Here is a 16,472-nt window from a genome sequence, read left to right as displayed (position 1 = left end):
TCCCACAGCCAATCAAGCTCAGATCTTGCGTTGCGACAGCGCCCATAATTTAAGCGCTCAAATCACTTATCGGCTAGGGGTAAAAGGGGCAGCCCAAGTTCCTGTAGAAACGCGTTGTGCTTCAGTGTTGCCGCACGGACCTGCTTCTCAATCTCGACCAACTCCCTCTGTGTGGCCGCCAATTCAATCTCTTCCTCGCCGATAGTGGAGCTGATGTAGCGCGAGATGTTGAGATTGTAGCCTTCCTCAGCAATGCGTTCCATGCTGACTCGCTTGGAATAGCGGTCCTCTTCCTTTCGGAACTGGTAGGTAGAGACAATTTTGCCGATGTGATCCGGCGTCCCATTCTTGCCATCTCCCAATTGATTCTGACGCTTGCCCTTCGAAAAATGTTCCGCCGCGTTGATGAAGAGCACGTCATCCGGCTTCTTGCACTTCTTCAGCACAAGGATGCAGACCGGGATGCCCGTCGAGTAGAACAGGTTCGCAGGCAGGCCGATCACCGTGTCGATGTGACCATCCTTCAAAAGTTTGGTACGGATGCGCTCTTCCGCTCCTCCTCGGAACAGCACTCCGTGAGGGAGGATGATGGCCATCACGCCCTCATCCTTCAGGTAGTGGAAACCGTGCAGCAGGAAGGCGAAGTCGGCGGCAGACTTGGGCGCCAGCCCGTAGTTCTTAAACCGCACATCGTCGCCCATCGCCTCAGTCGGCTCCCAGCGGAGACTGAAGGGTGGGTTGGCCACGATCGCATCGAAGGAGGGCTTCTTGGCGGGATTCAACTCGCGCAGGATATCCCAGTCATTGGCCAGCGTGTCGCCGTGGTAGATTTCGAATTCCGTGTCTTTAACGCCGTGCAGCAGCATGTTCATGCGGGCGAGGTTGTAAGTGGTGATGTTCTTTTCCTGCCCGTAAATCTTGCCAATGCCATGCGGCCCCATGCGCTTGCGCACGTTAAGCAATAGCGAGCCGGAGCCGCAAGCAAAGTCCAGAACGCTGGTCAGCCGATCCTTCTTGCCGGTGGCCGGTTCCTGGCTGTCGAGCGTTACGATCCCGGAGAGAATGCCAGACACCTGCTGCGGCGTATAAAATTCGCCCGCTTTCTTGCCGGACCCGGCTGCGAATTGGCCGATCAGATATTCATAGGCGTCGCCCAGCGCATCGACATCGGAGGAGAAGTCCGCGAGCCCTTTGGCGATCTCCGCGATGATGGCACACAGCTTGGCATTGCGGTCCGCATAGGTCCGTCCGAGCTTATCCGAGCCGAGATTGATCTCGGAGAAAAGACCATTGAAGGTGCTCTGGAAGGACTCGTTCTCGATATATTTGAAGCCCGCCTGCAGCGTATTCAGCAGGTCGTCGTTCTGGGTGCGCGCCATATAGGCGATGCTGATCCAGAGATGTTCCGGCTTGATGACGTAATGCGCCTTGAGGCGCATCTGCTTTTCAAAAGCCTCAACATCATCGGGGTTCTGCGCGTACCAAACAGATAGGGGCGAGCGCCCGCCATTGCCGATCGCTTTGGGATCTGGGTAGTCGCGCCCAAGCTCCTTCCTGGCGGCCATCTCGTAATTGTCCGAGAGGTAGCGCAAGAACAGGAAAGACAGCATGTAATCGCGGAAGTCGTCCGCGTTCATCGCCCCGCGAAGCGTATCGGCGATGTTCCAGAGCGTCTTGCCCAGTTGCTTTTGAGTTTGCTCGTTCATTGTGCAGGTACTTCCTCGGGGGCGGGCGCAGGCGCCGGTGCTGTGGCCTGGACCGGAACCATTCCTGGTAAAGCGAATTCAAACCGCGTGATGAATTCGCGCAGGATGCGGCGGAAAAGTTCTTTATTGTCCTCGCCCATCTCCGTGGGCTCGTGGATGGCATAGGCGCCGTGGCTCAAAAGGTTCAGGGCGCGATTGAACAGCGCTCTATCATCGTCGTTGTCCAGCGCCTTCAGGCAGAAGATTATGCTCGGGTGTCCGAAGAAAGATGCCGTCTTCTCCATGACACTGCGCAGCGCGTTGAAGTGGAAGGTATAGAGCCTCCCCTTCTTTGGATCAGCGGCACGCTGCAATTCGGCGAGCGTCGCCACATGGTGAAAGAAGGGCGTATCCTCGGTCGCTTGCAGCGTGTAGGCACCATCGCCATTTGGGCGGTGAAGGAAATAGCGCCGATGGTCGACAGAAGGCGCGTCATCAATCTTTCTGCCGACTTCGTTGCACATGACGTTGAAGAACAACGCATGGTGGGAAGAGAAGATCACCTTGATCGGGGCGGACGCACCGGTGGCATTCTTACGCGTGGCGGCCCGGCGGAGGAGTTTGGCCAGGTCGCAGGCCACCGAAATCGCGTTGTTGTCATCCAGTGATGAGATCGGGTCGTCGATATAAAGGTACTTCTTCCCCTGATAGGATTCATGCCCATCCAGCATCCGTTCGCAGATGGCCATGAAGATGCACCAGATGAAGATGTTCTGTTCGCCCCGTGACACCTTGATGTTGGTCTGATCGCCCTTTCGAAAGCTAACGAAATCGGGCTTGGAGACTGTATCCTTGCCCTGCTGAACTTCCTTGTAGGTGAAGTCGAATTCGAAATCGGCGTAGCGGGAGAGATAGCGGGCAATCGTCTCGTCCAGCGCGAGTTCCGTCATCGCATTGAAGAAGGACGACTTCTCGTTCAATTGAAGGCGGCGCACGCTGTCGCCTTCAAGGTCATTTTCCCAGACAAACAGATCCTCGGTGAAGGCGTTGAAATAAAGCGTGTCGGGCGTTCCGGTCGGGTTCCTCTTGTTCTTGCGTTTCCCCGCGTCCTTGAACTCCATCGACAAGCGGGTTTTACCGGTGCGGTTGTAAGCGTAGATCAATAGCAGAGAGGCTGGTCCTGTGGGATTATTCAGATCGTCACGAAGCCGGGCTACCAGGCTTTTCAGATTCTTGTAGGTGCTCATGCGTCAGCCTCCCCGAGCTGAGGGAAAAGCTGTTGCATCAGTCCCTTCTTGTGGGTCATGAGCCTGTCGAGCTTTTGGATCTCAGCGGCGATGAGGTCGTCGAGTGAGGAGAGGCTGTCGGCGATGCGTTGCTGTTCAGGACGAGTCGGCAAGAGAAAGTCGAATGGAATAATGTGCTTATTATTGATCTGCGGAATGGTCGAAGTGTCGGCAATGTGAGAAAGTCCGACATTGGCAATGCTATAATATAGAAACTCTGTTGCAAGCCCATTCTTTGGAGTTAGCGCCATTAAATTAGTGTCAATCAGAATCTCTGCTGCAGTGATTCTGATTTTGTTGAGTTCAATAGCGGCTCCGCGCTTAGGAAAGACGATTGAATTCGTCGGAATTGTGCCAGCTGAATCGTTGCAGAACTCCCTTCCTGTGATCTGATACTTGGTGCAGTTGTTTAGGTCCTCCACTTTCACAAAGGCGTATTTGCCTGCGGATGAAAGCGTGAAATTCGATGGACTGCCTCCACTCCCGATTGCTACGTGGTTGCCAAGCTTGGCTTTCACCCAATCCCCCGCATCCCGAAACTCGGGGAAGCGGAGGCGGGGTTGGGATTCGCCTTCCTGGGGGAAAAGCTGCTGCATCAGGCCCTTCTTGTGGGCCCTCAGCGCCTCCACCTTCCGCCCCTGCGCAGCAATCAACGCGTCCACCGAGTCCAGACAGTCGGCGATCTTTCGCTGTTCAGGTAGGCTCGGTGCTGGAATTTCGACGTTGAAGAACGTCTCTTTGCTGATGTTCAGCAAGCCGTTGCTGCGCGCACCGCTGGTGATGTGCTTCTTGAGCTGCTTTCCGTGCTGGTTCTGCTCAAAGCAGTTCCGAAAGAAACCGTTCAAATAGCCGTCCTTGAGACGGAAGGCGATGAATACGTTAGGCGCAGCCACTTGACCCCAGCCTTGCAAAAGATAGATGCACCCTTGAGGAAACTTCAGCGAATTGCCTTTGTTGAAGACAAAGTCGCCATCTCGAACCAGCGTGTAAAGCTGATACTGGTTTCCCGAGATATCGCGCCCGAACTTCTCGGCCTGGGGCACAAATCCAATACCAGCCGAAATACTGACTGGGGTAAGCTTCCTTTCGCCGACGCGTTCAGCAACCGGAACCGACGCTCTTCGCAGGCTCACCGGCTCCCATGCCGGAGAACCCTGAAACTCCGGAAAGCGCAGCGTCGGCACCAAAGCGGAAACACCGCCCGTCGCGGCAGACGATTTCACCTTACTGCTCATAAGCGCTCAGCCCCGAGATTTCGCGCCCACCGGCGCGCCGCAGCAGCAGCGGTATCAGGTCGGCCATCAGGTCCAACTCCTTCACCCGTCGCGCCTTCCAGTTCAGGCCAAGGGGTTCCATCAGGTCGGTCAGCGCCTCGCCGTCAAAGATCATGCGTTGCAGAATGGTGTCGACAAAGCCTTCCAGCGCCTCGGTGGCCAGCCCATGTTTGCCCGCGATGCCTGCAAGTTCCGCCGCGTTCTTCTCCGCCTTAAAGCGGCTGTAGCCATCGCGGATGGCCTTTTCGCTTAAGCCCTCTCCCGCCTTGAGCGTGGCGATATAGGCAGCGATATCCTCACGCTCGTCCATGAACTTGGCGTCGGACTGGATCAGGCCGATCAGCTCCTCGCGGCTCATCTTCTGCTTGCCGGGTGTCGCCTCGGAATAGCGGGCGATCAGGCCCATGATGTAGTCATAATCGATGACGGCCGAGGCGAATAGGACGAACTCGAAATCCAGCTGGTCGGCCTCGGGCGTCGGCTTGTCCGCCCCCTTGGCCTGCTGGGCCCGAAGCCGCTGCGCGGTTTCCAGATAGGCGCCGCGAAAGCCCAGAAGGTTGTCGCGCGGCAGGACCTGTTCGATGGTACTGCGGTTTTCGTCGGTCAGGTCGGTGTACTGGTCAAGCTGGGTCTTGAGGCGCTGGACCTCCTTGAAATGCTCGATGAAGGCTGCGCGGGCCGCGTCGCCCTTCAGGTTTGGCACAGCTTCGGGCGCGCAAGCGAGACCCTGCGACTTCATGAAGGTATCGAGCTTCTGGACCGCGGTTTCCAGTTTCTGGATGACCACGGGGGCCTTGTCCACCAGCCAAATCTCGCGGGCCTTTTCGGCAGCGGCTTCGCCCGAAAACAGGGCGATGGCGGCATCGACCGCGCCCTGCTGCTGGCGGAAGTCGAGGATATTGCCATAGGGCTTGGTGGCGTTCAGCACGCGGTTGGTGCGCGAGAAGGCCTGGATCAGGCCGTGGTGCTTCAGATTTTTATCGACGTAGAGGGTGTTAAGGAACTTGGAGTCAAAGCCCGTGAGCAGCATGTCGACAACAATGGTGATGTCGATCTTGTGATGCGGCACATTCGGATACGCTTTCCGCAGATCGGCTTCGGGCCACTGTTGGTCTTTTATGCGCTTCTGCAGGTCCTGATAATAGAGGTCGAACTCGCCGATCTTATGGTTGGTGCCATAGTGAGCGTTGTAGTCCGCAAGGATAGCTTTCAGGGCCTCCTTCTTTTTCTCCGGCTCCACCGCGTTGTCTTCCTTTTCCTGCGGCAGGTCTTCCTGAATCTGCCTTACATCAGGATCGCCTTCGGCAGGCGGGGAGAAAACGCAGGCGATGTTCAACGGCTGGAAGCTGGGATCGGCGACCAGCTTCTCGGCCTGCATCGTCTTGAAGAGGGTGTGATACTCAATGGCGTCATTTATCGACGATGTGGCGAGCAGGGCGTTGAACCGGCGCTGACCCGTGGCCGCGTCGTGTTTCGCAAAGATCGCCTCGATGACCGCCCGCTTGGCCAGCGGTTCCCCCGGCTTCGGCAGGGTCTTGCCCTGCGGCTTGAAGTAATCGACGTGGAACCGAAGGACGTTGCCGTCCTCGATGGCGTGGGTGATCGTGTAGGTGTGAAGACGCTGCTGGAAGAGGTCTTCCGTCGTCCTCATGCTCGCTTGGGTGTCTTCGATCTTCTGCTGAGCGGCGTTCCGATCGAAGATGGGCGTCCCGGTGAAGCCGAAGAGCTGGGCGCGCGGGAAGAAATCCTTGATGGCCTTGTGGTTCTCGCCGAACTGCGACCGGTGGCATTCGTCGAAGATAAAGGCGATGCGCTTGTCGCGCAGGGGTTCCAGCTGTTCCTTGAAGCTCTTCTTGCCGTCTTTCTTCTGCTGTTTGTTGCGCTTGCTGTTTTCATCAAGTGCCAGTCCGAGCTTCTGGATGGTGCAGACGATCACCTTGTCGGCATAGTCGTCCGAGAGCAGGCGGCGGACAAGGGATGCGGTGTTAGTGTTTTCCTCTACACAGCCTTCCTGAAACTTGTTGAACTCTTCGCGTGTCTGCCGATCCAGGTCTTTTCGGTCTACAACAAAGAGGCACTTGTCGATGTCCGGACTGTCCTTCAAGAGCGTTGACGCCTTGAAGGAAGTCAGCGTCTTGCCGCTGCCGGTGGTGTGCCAGACATAGCCATTGCCGCAATCTTGTGCGATGGAGTCGACAATCGCCTTTACGGCGTAGACTTGGTAAGGCCGCATCATCAGGAGCTTCTGCTCACTTGCCACCAGAACCATATAGCGGCTTATGGTCTGGCCGAGCGTACATTTGACAAGGAAGGTCTCGGCGAAGCTATCGAGATGGACGATCTTTTTGTTGTCGACATCGGCGAATTCGTAAACAGGGAGAAACCGCTCCTCGGCGTTGAACGCGAAATGTCGTGCGTTGTTGTTAGCGAAATAGAATGTCCGATCGCGGTTGCTGACAATGAAGAGCTGCAGAAAACACAGGATTGTCTTGGTATAGCCGTTCCCGGGGTCGTTTTTGTAGTCGACGATCTGCTCCATAGCGCGACGTGGGCTTATGCCGAGAGTCTTCAGTTCGATCTGAACGACTGGCACCCCGTTGATCAGGAGAATGACATCGTACCGATGATGGCTGTTGTCCGTGTTGATGCGTAGCTGGTTGACCACTTCAAAGGAATTCTTGCACCAGTCCTTGATGTTGACGAGCGTGTAATTGAGCGGCGTGCCGTCATCACGGATAAAGCTGTTTCGTTCCCGAAGTGTGCGGGCCGCAGTGAAGACGTCCGGCGTGACAATCTCATCCATGAGGCGCGAGAATTCCGCATCGGTCAGGCGGACTCGATTGAGCGACTCGAACTTCTCACGAAAGTTCCGTTCCAACGTCACGCGGTCCCGGATGTCCGGACGATGTTCGTATTTGAGGTCTCGGAGTTTGGTGAGAAGTGACGCTTCTAACTCATTCTCGAGTCTATTCATAATGCATGTCACTCCGCAACGGCCTAAGCATGTGTGCATCTACCAAGATTCGATACCTATAGCGGTTGATTACAAAAAATGGGAGCCTCGCGTTGGCGTGTCAGGACATTGATTGTGCATGAAAGCCAAAGCACACAAAAGTGTTTCCCATAAAGAAATCTCGGGTCACGCGAGACAAATGCCGTTACGTAACCTTGAGCGTTGAATTTGATGGGCCTAATGGGCCGATTAGGCAAGCACGCCATTCATCCAGCAAGTCGGCCCACCACTGCATCATCCTTACTCGCTCGTCCCAGTAGGTTGCACGGTTATAGATGCGCCGAACTGCCCGCGTGTCGAGATGCGCAAGTTGAGCCTCAATCGCATCGATGTTGAATTGTCCCGACTCGTTCAAAATGCTGCTTGCAGATGAACGAAACCCATGGGCCGTATGCTGGGCATGGGTTACGCCCATACGTCTCAAAGCGGAGTTCATGGAGTTTTCCGATAGAGTTTTCTTACCAGACATCATTGAGGGGAAGACATATGATTTATCGCCAAAAACTGCCTTCATCTCCCTCAGGACTTCAAGCGCCTGCTTGGAAAGCGGCACATGGTGCTCCCGGCGCATCTTGGTTTTCTCTGCAGGTATGGTCCATACAGAGTTGTCAAAATCGAGTTCTGTCCACTCCATCGAACGCGTTTCACCGGGACGGGCAAAACACAAGGCCTGGATTTTCAAGGCAGCAACCAACGACGGCCAGCCCTCGTAGCCGTAAATAGCTCGCATCAAGCCGCCCATCTCTGCTTTCGTCGTTAATGCAGCATGGTTGACCGGCACATGGCGTTGGAGAGCCCCACGTAGTGCCGACGTCGGATCGTTCTCGGCCCTTGCCGTTGCGATGGCATATCGAAACACACGACCAATGGCAGCACGCGTGGCCAGCGCACTTTCCACGCGGCCGCTCTTTTCGATGGCAGTCAACACCGCAAGGACATCACGCGCGGTAATCTGGGTGACCGGGTAAGGCCCCAGCTTTTCGGCGAGATCCTTTAACATCCATTTATTCTTCGTGATGGTCGGCTCTGCACGCTTGTCGCGTTTCAGCTTCTCAATGAATTCATCCGCAATGACACCGAAGGTATTCCCGGCAGCGGCTTTGGCGGCAAACTGATCGCGTTTTTTGGCCAGCGACGGGTCCAAACCTTCGGCCAGCTTCTTCTTGGCCTCGTCGCGCAATCGACGGGCATCCGCCAGCCCAACCGTTGGGTACGCCCCGATTGTGAGAGTTTTTCGCTTTCCGAAAAAATCATAGTCGAACCGCCAGGACTTGCCCCCGGCAACCGAGATGTAGAGGTAAAGCCCCTTCTCATCAGACAGCTTGCGCGGTTTGCTGTCTGCTTTGGCGTTCTTAACCTGAATGTCTGTCAGTGCCATTTTACGGTATCGGCTTTCCACCACGATGACGAATACCGTAATTTTTACCGACAAAATTGCTGGATGTCACTGCATACCGTTGCACGACCTTACGCGCGCGCGAGGCACAAACGCTGTAAAATCAGGGCTTGTTGGACGTCGTTGATCTTGTTGGAAAGGTCGCTGGAGCGGGTGAAGGGAATCGAACCCTCGTATTCAGCTTGGGAAGCTGCTGCTCTACCATTGAGCTACACCCGCACCGCGCATAAGACATCGGATAGTTCGCAGCGGGTGTCAAGCACCCGCCGGGGTCGTTATTCGGCTCGAAAATGCTTGGAGAGCTTCAGCCCCTGCGCCTGATAATTGGAGCCGAGGCCGGAGCCATAGAGGCCTTCCGGTTTCTGCAGCATGTGCTCGTAAACCAGCCGGCCGACGATCTGGCCATGTTCGAGGATGAAGGGAACCTCGTGGCTGCGCACTTCCAGCACGGCGCGGCTGCCGGTGCCGCCGGCCTGCGCATGGCCGAAGCCGGGATCGAAGAAGCCGGCGTAGTGCACGCGGAATTCGCCCACCAATGGATCGAAGGGTGTCATTTCGGCCGCATAGAGCGGTGGAACGTGCACGGCTTCGCGCGAGACGAGAATATAGAATTCATCCGGGTCGAGGATCAGTTCGGCGCGGCCACGGGCGTAGAGCGGCTCCCAGAAATCGAGAACGTCGTGCTGGGCCTTCTTGTCGACATCCACCACGGCTGTGTGATGTTTGCCGCGATAACCGATCAACCCGTTTTCGCCGAAACCCTTGAGGTCGATCGAGAGCGCAATGCCGCCGCCGGTCACGTTGGGCGTGTCGCTGGCAACCAGCGTTTCCGTCTCATGCAGCTTCAGCAGTTCACTTTCGTTGAGCAGCGAATGGCCGATGCGGAAGCGGATCTGCGACAGGCGCGAGCCGCGTCGCACCACGATCGGGAAGGTGCGCGGGCTGATTTCCAGATAGAGCGGGCCGGCATAACCGGCCGGTATCTTGTCGAATTCCTGCGCACTGTCAGTCATGACGCGGGTGAAGATATCGAGACGGCCGGTCGAGCTTTTCGGATTGGCCGAGGCCGACATGTCCGCGGGCAGCGCAAGGCTTTCCATCAAGGGAACGATATAGACACAACCGGTTTCCAGCACCGCGCCCTGGGTAAGGTCGATCTCGTGCAGGCTGAGACGATTGAGCTTGTCGATGACGCGGTTTCCGGGGCCGGGCATGAAGCTGGCGCGCACGCGATAGGCCTTCGAGCCGAGCCTGAGATCGAGGCTGGCGGGCTGCACCTGATCAGCATCGAGATCGGCCTCGCTCTTCAGCTTGCCGCCCGCAAACAGCGCCTTGATTGCGCCATCCGCCAAAATGCCCGTGGTTCTGGTCATGGTCATCATTCCTTTTTACGGCGACAAAACCAAAAGGAAAGCATTGACGCAAGCCGGTAACGGCAGTATGGCAAGCTTATCCCGTGGTGATTTGGCCGGTCGGCTTGCAGCCACGTTAAACAAGTGGCTAAAAAGACCGGGTGCTAGGAACCGGTCTGCTTTTGCGGCCGGTTTTTTTGTTTTGAAGGTGATCACATGAGCAATAAATGGCGCCCGGCAACCCAGCTCGTTCACGGCGGTACGCTACGCTCCCCTTATGGTGAAACGTCGGAAGCGATCTATCTGACCCAGGGTTTCGTCTATGAAAACTCCGAAGCCGCCGAAGCGCGCTTCAAGGGTGAAACGGATGGGTTCATCTACGCCCGCTATGCGAGCCCGACCAACGACATGTTCGAAAAGCGCATGTGCCTGCTGGAAGGCGCTGAAGACGCTCGCGCACTTGCCTCTGGCATGGCCGCCGTCACCGCCGCCATCATGTGCCAGCTGCGCGCCGGCGACCATATCGTTGCAGCCCGCGCCCTCTTCGGCTCCTGCCGCTGGGTGGTCGAAACGCTTGCGCCGAAATATGGCATCGAATGCACGCTGATCGACGGTCGCGATCTCGGCAACTGGGAAAAGGCGATCCAGCCGAACACCAAGCTGTTCTTCCTCGAAAGCCCGACCAATCCGACGCTTGAAGTGGTGGATATTGCCGGCGTGGCAAAGCTCGCCAACCAGATCGGCGCCAAGGTGGTGGTCGACAACGTCTTCGCCACACCGCTTTTCCAGAAGCCGCTCGAACTTGGCGCCCATATCGTGGTTTATTCGGCCACCAAACATATTGATGGCCAGGGCCGCTGCCTTGGCGGCGTGATCCTTTCCGACAAGAAGTGGATCGAAGAAGAGCTGCAGGATTATTTCCGCCATACCGGCCCGGCCATGTCGCCTTTCAATGCCTGGACGCTTCTGAAAGGCATCGAGACCCTGCCGCTGCGCGTCAAACAGCAGACGGCCAATGCCGGCAAAATCGCCGATTTTCTCGCCGACAGCGTCAAGGTCGCCAAGGTCATCTATCCCGGCCGCGCCGATCACCCGCAGGCCGATATCATCGCGCGGCAGATGTCCGGCGGCTCGACGCTGGTGGCTTTCGAGCTGAAGGGTGGCAAGGAAGCAGCCTTCAAGCTGCAGAACGCGCTTGAGATCGTGAAGATTTCCAACAATCTCGGCGACGCCAAGAGCCTCATCACCCATCCCGGCACGACGACGCACAAGAACCTCACCGACGAGGCGCGTGCCGAACTCGGCATTTCCGGCGGCACCCTGCGCCTTTCCTGCGGCATCGAGGATACCGACGATCTGCTGGAGGATCTGGCGAAGGGTCTGGCGGCCGTTTCGGCCTGAAAATTCAATCCGCAAGGCACCATGGCCTGACCGCGTGTCGGGCCATGGTTCGCCTGTCCGGTGCGAAAAGACCGCTTCAGGCAACCAATATTTACCTTTACCGTTATCCCTAACGGTGGAAAACAGCGCAACAGGAGACGCCTCCTGCCAGTCAAGTCATTCATTTTCTTGACGATAGCCAGAGCCTATAGTGTAGGATGCGGCGGCAGGCATAATATCGAGGTGTGGCGCGTATGTATCGTGCTCTGACAAGGGATATCGAGGTAACGGTCGATCCGTATTATCTCGAGGAACAATCCGACCCGGATGACGATCGTTACGTCTGGGGCTACAAAGTCGTGATCGCGAACAATTCCGATATTCCGGTTACCCTCGTCAATCGCTATTGGCACATCACCGATCAGAACGGACAGGTGGATGAGGTCTATGGGCCGGGCGTTGTGGGTGAGAAGCCGCATCTGAAACCGGGCGACAGCTACGAATATTCTTCCGGCTGCCCGCTGGACACACCTTCCGGCCTGATGTTCGGCCATTATGAAATGGAAACGGAAAATGGCGAGGTGTTCAACGTCACCATACCCGCCTTTTCGCTGGATTCACCCGGCCTGATGCGGGTCCTGAACTGACATTCACCCGGCAACGAAAAAGCCGCGCCCTTCAGGACGCGGCTTTCATTCAGGCATTCTCAAATTCGCTGACATCGTAGCGATAGGTGGTGGAGCAGAACTCGCAGGTCACGGCAATGGCGCCGTCTTCTTCGCTTGCCTCGATCTCCTCAGCAGTGAAACCGGACAGGACGCCCTTAATCTTGTCCCGCGAGCAACTGCAACGGTCGAAAACCGCCTGCGGATCGTAGATGCGCACACCGCTCTCGTGGAAAAGCCGGAAGAGAAGACGTTCCACCGGGACCTGCGGATCGGTCAGCTCGTCGGTATCCACCGTGTTCAGCAGCGTTACCGCCTCCGTCCAGGCATCGTCTTCCTGCACCTCGTGACCGCCTTCATCGCCATCGCCGCCATGCAGGTCGCGCATGCGCAGCCGCTCAGGCGCCTGCGGCAGGAACTGCGCGATAACGCCGCCCGCACGCCAACCATGTCGCGGCTTGCCTTCGCCATCACGGTCGAAGAATTCGGCAACGCCCAGCCGCACGCGGGTGGGAAGCTGTTCCGACTGACGGAAATAAACCCCGGCAATATCTTCCAGCGAGGAGCCATCGAGCGGCACGATACCCTGATAAGGCTGCATGCCCGCACCCTGATCGATCGTGAAGGCCAGAATGCCGTTGCCGAGCAATTGCTCGGGCGACGTCGCCCCGGCCGCAATCGCCTCCGCCAGCCGCTCCTCATCGAAACGGGCATAAGCGCGCATGCTTTCCGGTGCGGTGAAATCCGCAACCAGCAGGTCGACCGGGCCGTCACCCTTGGTCTGGACGGTCAGCTTGCCGGAAAACTTGAGCGACGTGCCGATCAGCGCCGTCAGAACGGTCGCTTCCGCCAGCAGACGTGCGACCGCCGGGGGATAGTCATGCCGTTCGAGGATGGCATTCAGCAGCGGACCCACCTGTACGGCGCGGCCGCGCACATCCAGACCTTCGACCTGAAAGGGCACAACCTTGTCGTCGCCAGCAAAATCGAGATCGTCCAGTTCAACCGTTACATCTGCCATGTCATACTCCCTGGCGCAGCCGTGGCGCCGCTACCGTCCAAAAGTCCGGCTTTTAAAATGTGCTTTTTTCGCTTGTCGCACAGAGACCCGGGAAGAGAAACCGCTTCCGGGGAAAAACGTGCAAATCGTGAATGTGGCCCGCCAGCAAAACCGACGAGCCTCTTCGAAGTCCCACAGATGGTAATCTATGCGGTCAAGTTCAAGCACCCGGCGTGACGCGTGTCAGGCCGGGCGATTGCTCATCAAATGACGCCCATGCACCATGCAATGATGGACTTCTGCGCGTGGAGGCGGTTTTCCGCCTCGTCGAAGACGACGGATTGCGGACCGTCGATCACGGCATCCGTCACTTCCTCACCGCGATGGGCCGGCAGGCAATGCATGAACAGCGCGTCTTTTTCCGCCTTGGCCATCAGGGCTTCATTGACCTGATAGGGCTGGAAGATGTTGTGGCCGCGCGCCTTGTGTTCCTGGTTCATGGACACCCAGGTATCGGTGACGACGCAGTCCGCACCCGCAACGGCCTTGTCGGCATCATGGCACAGCATGATCTCGCCGCCATTGTTGCGCGCCCAGTTCAGGAACTTGTCATGCGGTTCGGAGCCCATCGGCACGGCCATCGTCATGCGGTAACCGAAACGGGCCGAGCCCTCCACGAAGGAATGCAGGACGTTATTGCCGTCACCCGTCCAGGCAATGGTCTTTCCTTTGACCGGGCCGCGATGTTCCTCGAAGGTCATGATATCCGCCATGATCTGGCAGGGATGCGTGTCGTCCGTCAGGGCGTTGATGACTGGCACCGTCGCGTGTTCGGCAAGCTCCAGCAGGCGCGAATGATCCGTCGTGCGGATCATGATGGCGTCGACGTAACGCGACAGCACCTTGGCCGTATCGCCGATCGTTTCGGCGCGACCGAGCTGCATTTCCGTACCGGAGAGGAAAAGCGTCTCGCCCCCGAGCTGGCGCATGCCGACATCGAAGGAGACGCGGGTGCGGGTGGAAGGCTTTTCGAAGATCATAGCCAGCATCTTGCCGGCAAGCGGCTTTTCCGCCGTTCCGGCCTTGGTGGCCGCCTTGCGTGCGCGGGCATCGTCGAGAATTGCCCGCAGGTCCTGCGAGCTGACGGCCGACAGGTCAAGAAAATGTTTAGGTGAAGCCATTTCAAACTGTCCCATGCTCGCGAGCCTCGGGGAAGAAGCCCGCCCTTTATTGTTTCCTCAGGCGATTTTTGCCTGTTTCGCTGTCAGGGAAGCGGCAGCCGCTTCCACGCGTGACAGACCCTCGCGGGCCTCTTCCGCCGTGGTGACGAGCGGCGGCAGAAGACGGATGACGTTGTCGCCCGCCGGCACACCCAGCAGATGCTCGGCGCGCATGGCCTGCAACAGCTCGCCCGATGGAACCTTGGCCTTGATGCCGAGAAGCAGGCCTTCGCCACGGATTTCCTCGATAACGTCAGGATAACGATCCTTCAGCGAAGCAAGGCCCTGGCGGAAGACCAGCGCGACATCACGAACCTTTTCCAGAAAGCCCTCGGAGAGGACGACATCGAGCACGGCGTTGCCGACAGCCATGGCCAGCGGGTTGCCGCCATAGGTGGTGCCATGCACGCCCGCCGTCATGCCGGAAGCGGCATCCGCCGTCGCAAGGCAGGCGCCGAGCGGGAAACCGCCGCCGATACCCTTGGCAACCGCCATGATATCCGGTGCAACGCCCGTCTGCTCATAGGCAAAGAGTTTGCCCGTACGGCCAACGCCGGTCTGGACCTCGTCGAAAATCAGCAACATGCCATGCTCGTCGCAGAGCGACCGCAGCAGCTGCAGGAATTCCTTGGCTGGTGCGCGAATGCCGCCCTCACCCTGAATGGGCTCGATCAGAAGCGCGGCCGTCTCGGCCGTGATGGCGGCTTTCAGCGCATCGACGTCACCGAAGGGCACCTGGTCGAAACCTTCGACCTTGGGGCCGAAACCTTCGAGATATTTCTGCTGGCCGCCGGCGGCAATCGTCGCCAGCGTGCGGCCATGGAAAGCGCCTTCGAAAGTGACAATCCGGAATTTTTCCGGATGCCCCTTGGAATAATGATAACGGCGCGCGGTCTTGATCGCGCATTCAAGCGCTTCCGCGCCGGAATTGGTGAAGAAGACCTTGTCTGCGAATGTCGCTTCCGTCAGGCGCTTTGCAAGCTTTTCCTGGCCCGGCACTTCATAAAGGTTCGAGACGTGCCAGACCTTCTCGGCCTGGGTCTTGATCGCTTCCACGAGGTGCGGATGGGCATGGCCCAGCGAGTTGACCGCGACGCCGGCCGCAAAATCCAGATATCGTTCGCCGCTTTCCGTGAACAGCCAGACGCCTTCGCCTCGCTCGAAGCGCAGGGGGGCTCTTGCAAACGTATCGAACAATGGCGCGGCGGCTTCGGCCATGGCTGTATCACTCCTTGCGCGGATGCGCTGTCAGACGGTTGTCAATAGGCATTCGGGGTTATCCCTTGCCTGAAAATCAAAAATGCCGCCTCGCGGCGGCAGGGGCACTATTGTCACTTCGCCTGCCGATGTCAACAAAAGTCCGCGTTTCCCGGGCTTCTCAAGCCCTAGTAGGTAGCGACGGACGAGGCCCAAGGTGTTGCCTTTCAGACTCAACTCGCCAGCAAGTTGGGGAAAACCGGAAAATCGATTCGAGATGATTCCCGCGACTCTTGCCACGGAGTCTGCGTGGCACTAGGTTAATCGCTAATTACTAGACTGCATTGCGGCGGAACTAGTCACCAAAAATCAGGCAGAGACCACGCTCGCGGCACGCCCGCGAGGCGGAGAGGGATTCTGCCGACATTATACGCGACGAGCGGAGAAGCGGCATGAACTGGACAGACGAACGGGTCGAAAAACTCAAGAAATTGTGGTCCGAGGGGCTTAGCGCCAGCCAGATAGCAGCACAGCTGGGCGGCGTGAGCCGCAATGCCGTCATCGGCAAGGTCCATCGCCTCAACCTGCCGGGACGCGTGAAGGCCGGCGGCCCGGTTACCTCGGCGCGTTCCGCGCCCAAGCGCACCGCTGCCCCTGCCCCGCGCGCGACGAATTTCGCAACCCGCGTCAGCGCAGCACCTGCACGCGCCCTGAACCGCTCGAGCGCGGTAACGGCACTGCACGAGGAGATCGATATCGAGACCGCCGAAGTTCTCGATTACGTTCCCTCCAAAAATGTCGTTACGCCGATCTCCCGCCGCCTGACGCTGACGGAACTGACGGAGCGCACCTGCAAGTGGCCGGTCGGCGATCCGCTGAAGGATGATTTCCATTTCTGCGGTTGTGAAGCACTGGAATCTTCGCCCTATTGCAAGTTCCATGCAAAGCTTGCCTACCAGCCGGTAAGCGAGCGTCGCAAGGCTTGAGTGTTGCGGCACGCATTC

General features: G+C 57.8%; 12 protein-coding genes, 1 tRNA gene and 1 riboswitch. Of the genes, 3 read left to right on the top strand and 10 right to left on the bottom strand.

Features of this window, described 5'->3' with window-relative positions; translation table 11 throughout:
• Positions 1 to 62 precede the first annotated feature (62 nt).
• The 7 genes from AGR7B_RS01955 to AGR7B_RS01925 form a co-directional block, all read right to left on the bottom strand.
• The gene (locus AGR7B_RS01955; RefSeq protein ID WP_080855899.1) at positions 63 to 1,706 is read right to left on the bottom strand and encodes a type I restriction-modification system subunit M; all 1,644 of its coding nucleotides are present in this window, start codon (positions 1,704 to 1,706) and stop codon (positions 63 to 65) included.
• Positions 1,703 to 2,932, bottom strand: coding sequence for an AAA family ATPase (locus tag AGR7B_RS01950; protein ID WP_080855898.1), 1,230 nt, complete (start codon positions 2,930 to 2,932; stop codon positions 1,703 to 1,705). The genes AGR7B_RS01955 and AGR7B_RS01950 overlap by 4 nt, the downstream gene beginning before the upstream one ends.
• Positions 2,929 to 4,206 (bottom strand): restriction endonuclease subunit S, encoded by a 1,278-nt coding sequence (locus AGR7B_RS01945; RefSeq protein WP_080855897.1) that lies wholly within the window; start codon positions 4,204 to 4,206, stop codon positions 2,929 to 2,931. The genes AGR7B_RS01950 and AGR7B_RS01945 overlap by 4 nt, the downstream gene beginning before the upstream one ends.
• Positions 4,196 to 7,219, bottom strand: coding sequence for a type I restriction endonuclease subunit R (locus AGR7B_RS01940; protein WP_121490397.1), 3,024 nt, complete (start codon positions 7,217 to 7,219; stop codon positions 4,196 to 4,198). The genes AGR7B_RS01945 and AGR7B_RS01940 overlap by 11 nt, the downstream gene beginning before the upstream one ends.
• A gap of 184 nt (positions 7,220 to 7,403) precedes the next feature.
• Positions 7,404 to 8,636 (bottom strand): tyrosine-type recombinase/integrase, encoded by a 1,233-nt coding sequence (locus tag AGR7B_RS01935; protein ID WP_080855895.1) that lies wholly within the window; start codon positions 8,634 to 8,636, stop codon positions 7,404 to 7,406.
• A 163-nt stretch (positions 8,637 to 8,799) separates the two neighbouring features.
• Positions 8,800 to 8,873: transfer RNA gene (locus tag AGR7B_RS01930), tRNA-Gly, on the bottom strand.
• A gap of 56 nt (positions 8,874 to 8,929) precedes the next feature.
• Positions 8,930 to 10,027 carry a 2'-deoxycytidine 5'-triphosphate deaminase gene (locus tag AGR7B_RS01925; RefSeq protein WP_080856951.1) on the bottom strand — a complete coding sequence of 366 codons (1,098 nt, stop codon included), beginning with the start codon at positions 10,025 to 10,027 and terminating at the stop codon, positions 8,930 to 8,932.
• Between the two features lie 73 nt (positions 10,028 to 10,100).
• Positions 10,101 to 10,179: riboswitch (SAM riboswitch) on the top strand.
• Positions 10,180 to 10,222: 43 nt separating this feature from the next.
• On the opposite strand from AGR7B_RS01925, the gene AGR7B_RS01920 reads away from it, so the two are divergent.
• Together AGR7B_RS01920 and apaG are read left to right on the top strand one after the other, a co-directional pair.
• Entirely contained in the window at positions 10,223 to 11,407 is a 1,185-nt protein-coding gene (locus tag AGR7B_RS01920) for an O-succinylhomoserine sulfhydrylase (protein ID WP_078051292.1), read from the top strand.
• Positions 11,408 to 11,640: 233 nt separating this feature from the next.
• Positions 11,641 to 12,033: a Co2+/Mg2+ efflux facilitator ApaG/CorD gene (gene apaG / locus AGR7B_RS01915; protein WP_003503545.1), complete on the top strand. Its 393-nt coding sequence runs from the start codon at positions 11,641 to 11,643 to the stop codon at positions 12,031 to 12,033.
• Positions 12,034 to 12,082: 49 nt separating this feature from the next.
• On the opposite strand, the gene AGR7B_RS01910 is transcribed toward apaG, so the two are convergent.
• The 3 genes from AGR7B_RS01910 to AGR7B_RS01900 all read right to left on the bottom strand — a co-directional run bounded on the left by AGR7B_RS01910 (position 12,083) and on the right by AGR7B_RS01900 (position 15,489).
• Complete coding sequence (locus AGR7B_RS01910) at positions 12,083 to 13,072, bottom strand: Hsp33 family molecular chaperone (RefSeq protein WP_065654528.1); 990 nt, start codon at positions 13,070 to 13,072, stop codon at positions 12,083 to 12,085.
• A 242-nt stretch (positions 13,073 to 13,314) separates the two neighbouring features.
• Positions 13,315 to 14,232, bottom strand: a complete 918-nt coding sequence (argF, locus tag AGR7B_RS01905; protein WP_003519982.1) for an ornithine carbamoyltransferase — start codon at positions 14,230 to 14,232, stop codon at positions 13,315 to 13,317.
• Positions 14,233 to 14,289: 57 nt separating this feature from the next.
• Complete coding sequence (locus AGR7B_RS01900) at positions 14,290 to 15,489, bottom strand: aspartate aminotransferase family protein (RefSeq protein WP_035265073.1); 1,200 nt, start codon at positions 15,487 to 15,489, stop codon at positions 14,290 to 14,292.
• Positions 15,490 to 15,920: 431 nt separating this feature from the next.
• On the opposite strand from AGR7B_RS01900, the gene AGR7B_RS01890 reads away from it, so the two are divergent.
• Complete coding sequence (locus tag AGR7B_RS01890; protein WP_080855893.1) at positions 15,921 to 16,454, top strand: GcrA family cell cycle regulator; 534 nt, start codon at positions 15,921 to 15,923, stop codon at positions 16,452 to 16,454.
• Positions 16,455 to 16,472 lie beyond the last annotated feature (18 nt).

Origin of the sequence: Agrobacterium deltaense RV3, from assembly GCF_900013505.1 — a bacterium.
Classification (GTDB): Bacteria; Pseudomonadota; Alphaproteobacteria; order Rhizobiales; family Rhizobiaceae; genus Agrobacterium; species Agrobacterium leguminum.
Note: the sequence above shows the minus strand (reverse complement) of the source record. Positions and strands in the feature narration are given on the sequence as shown.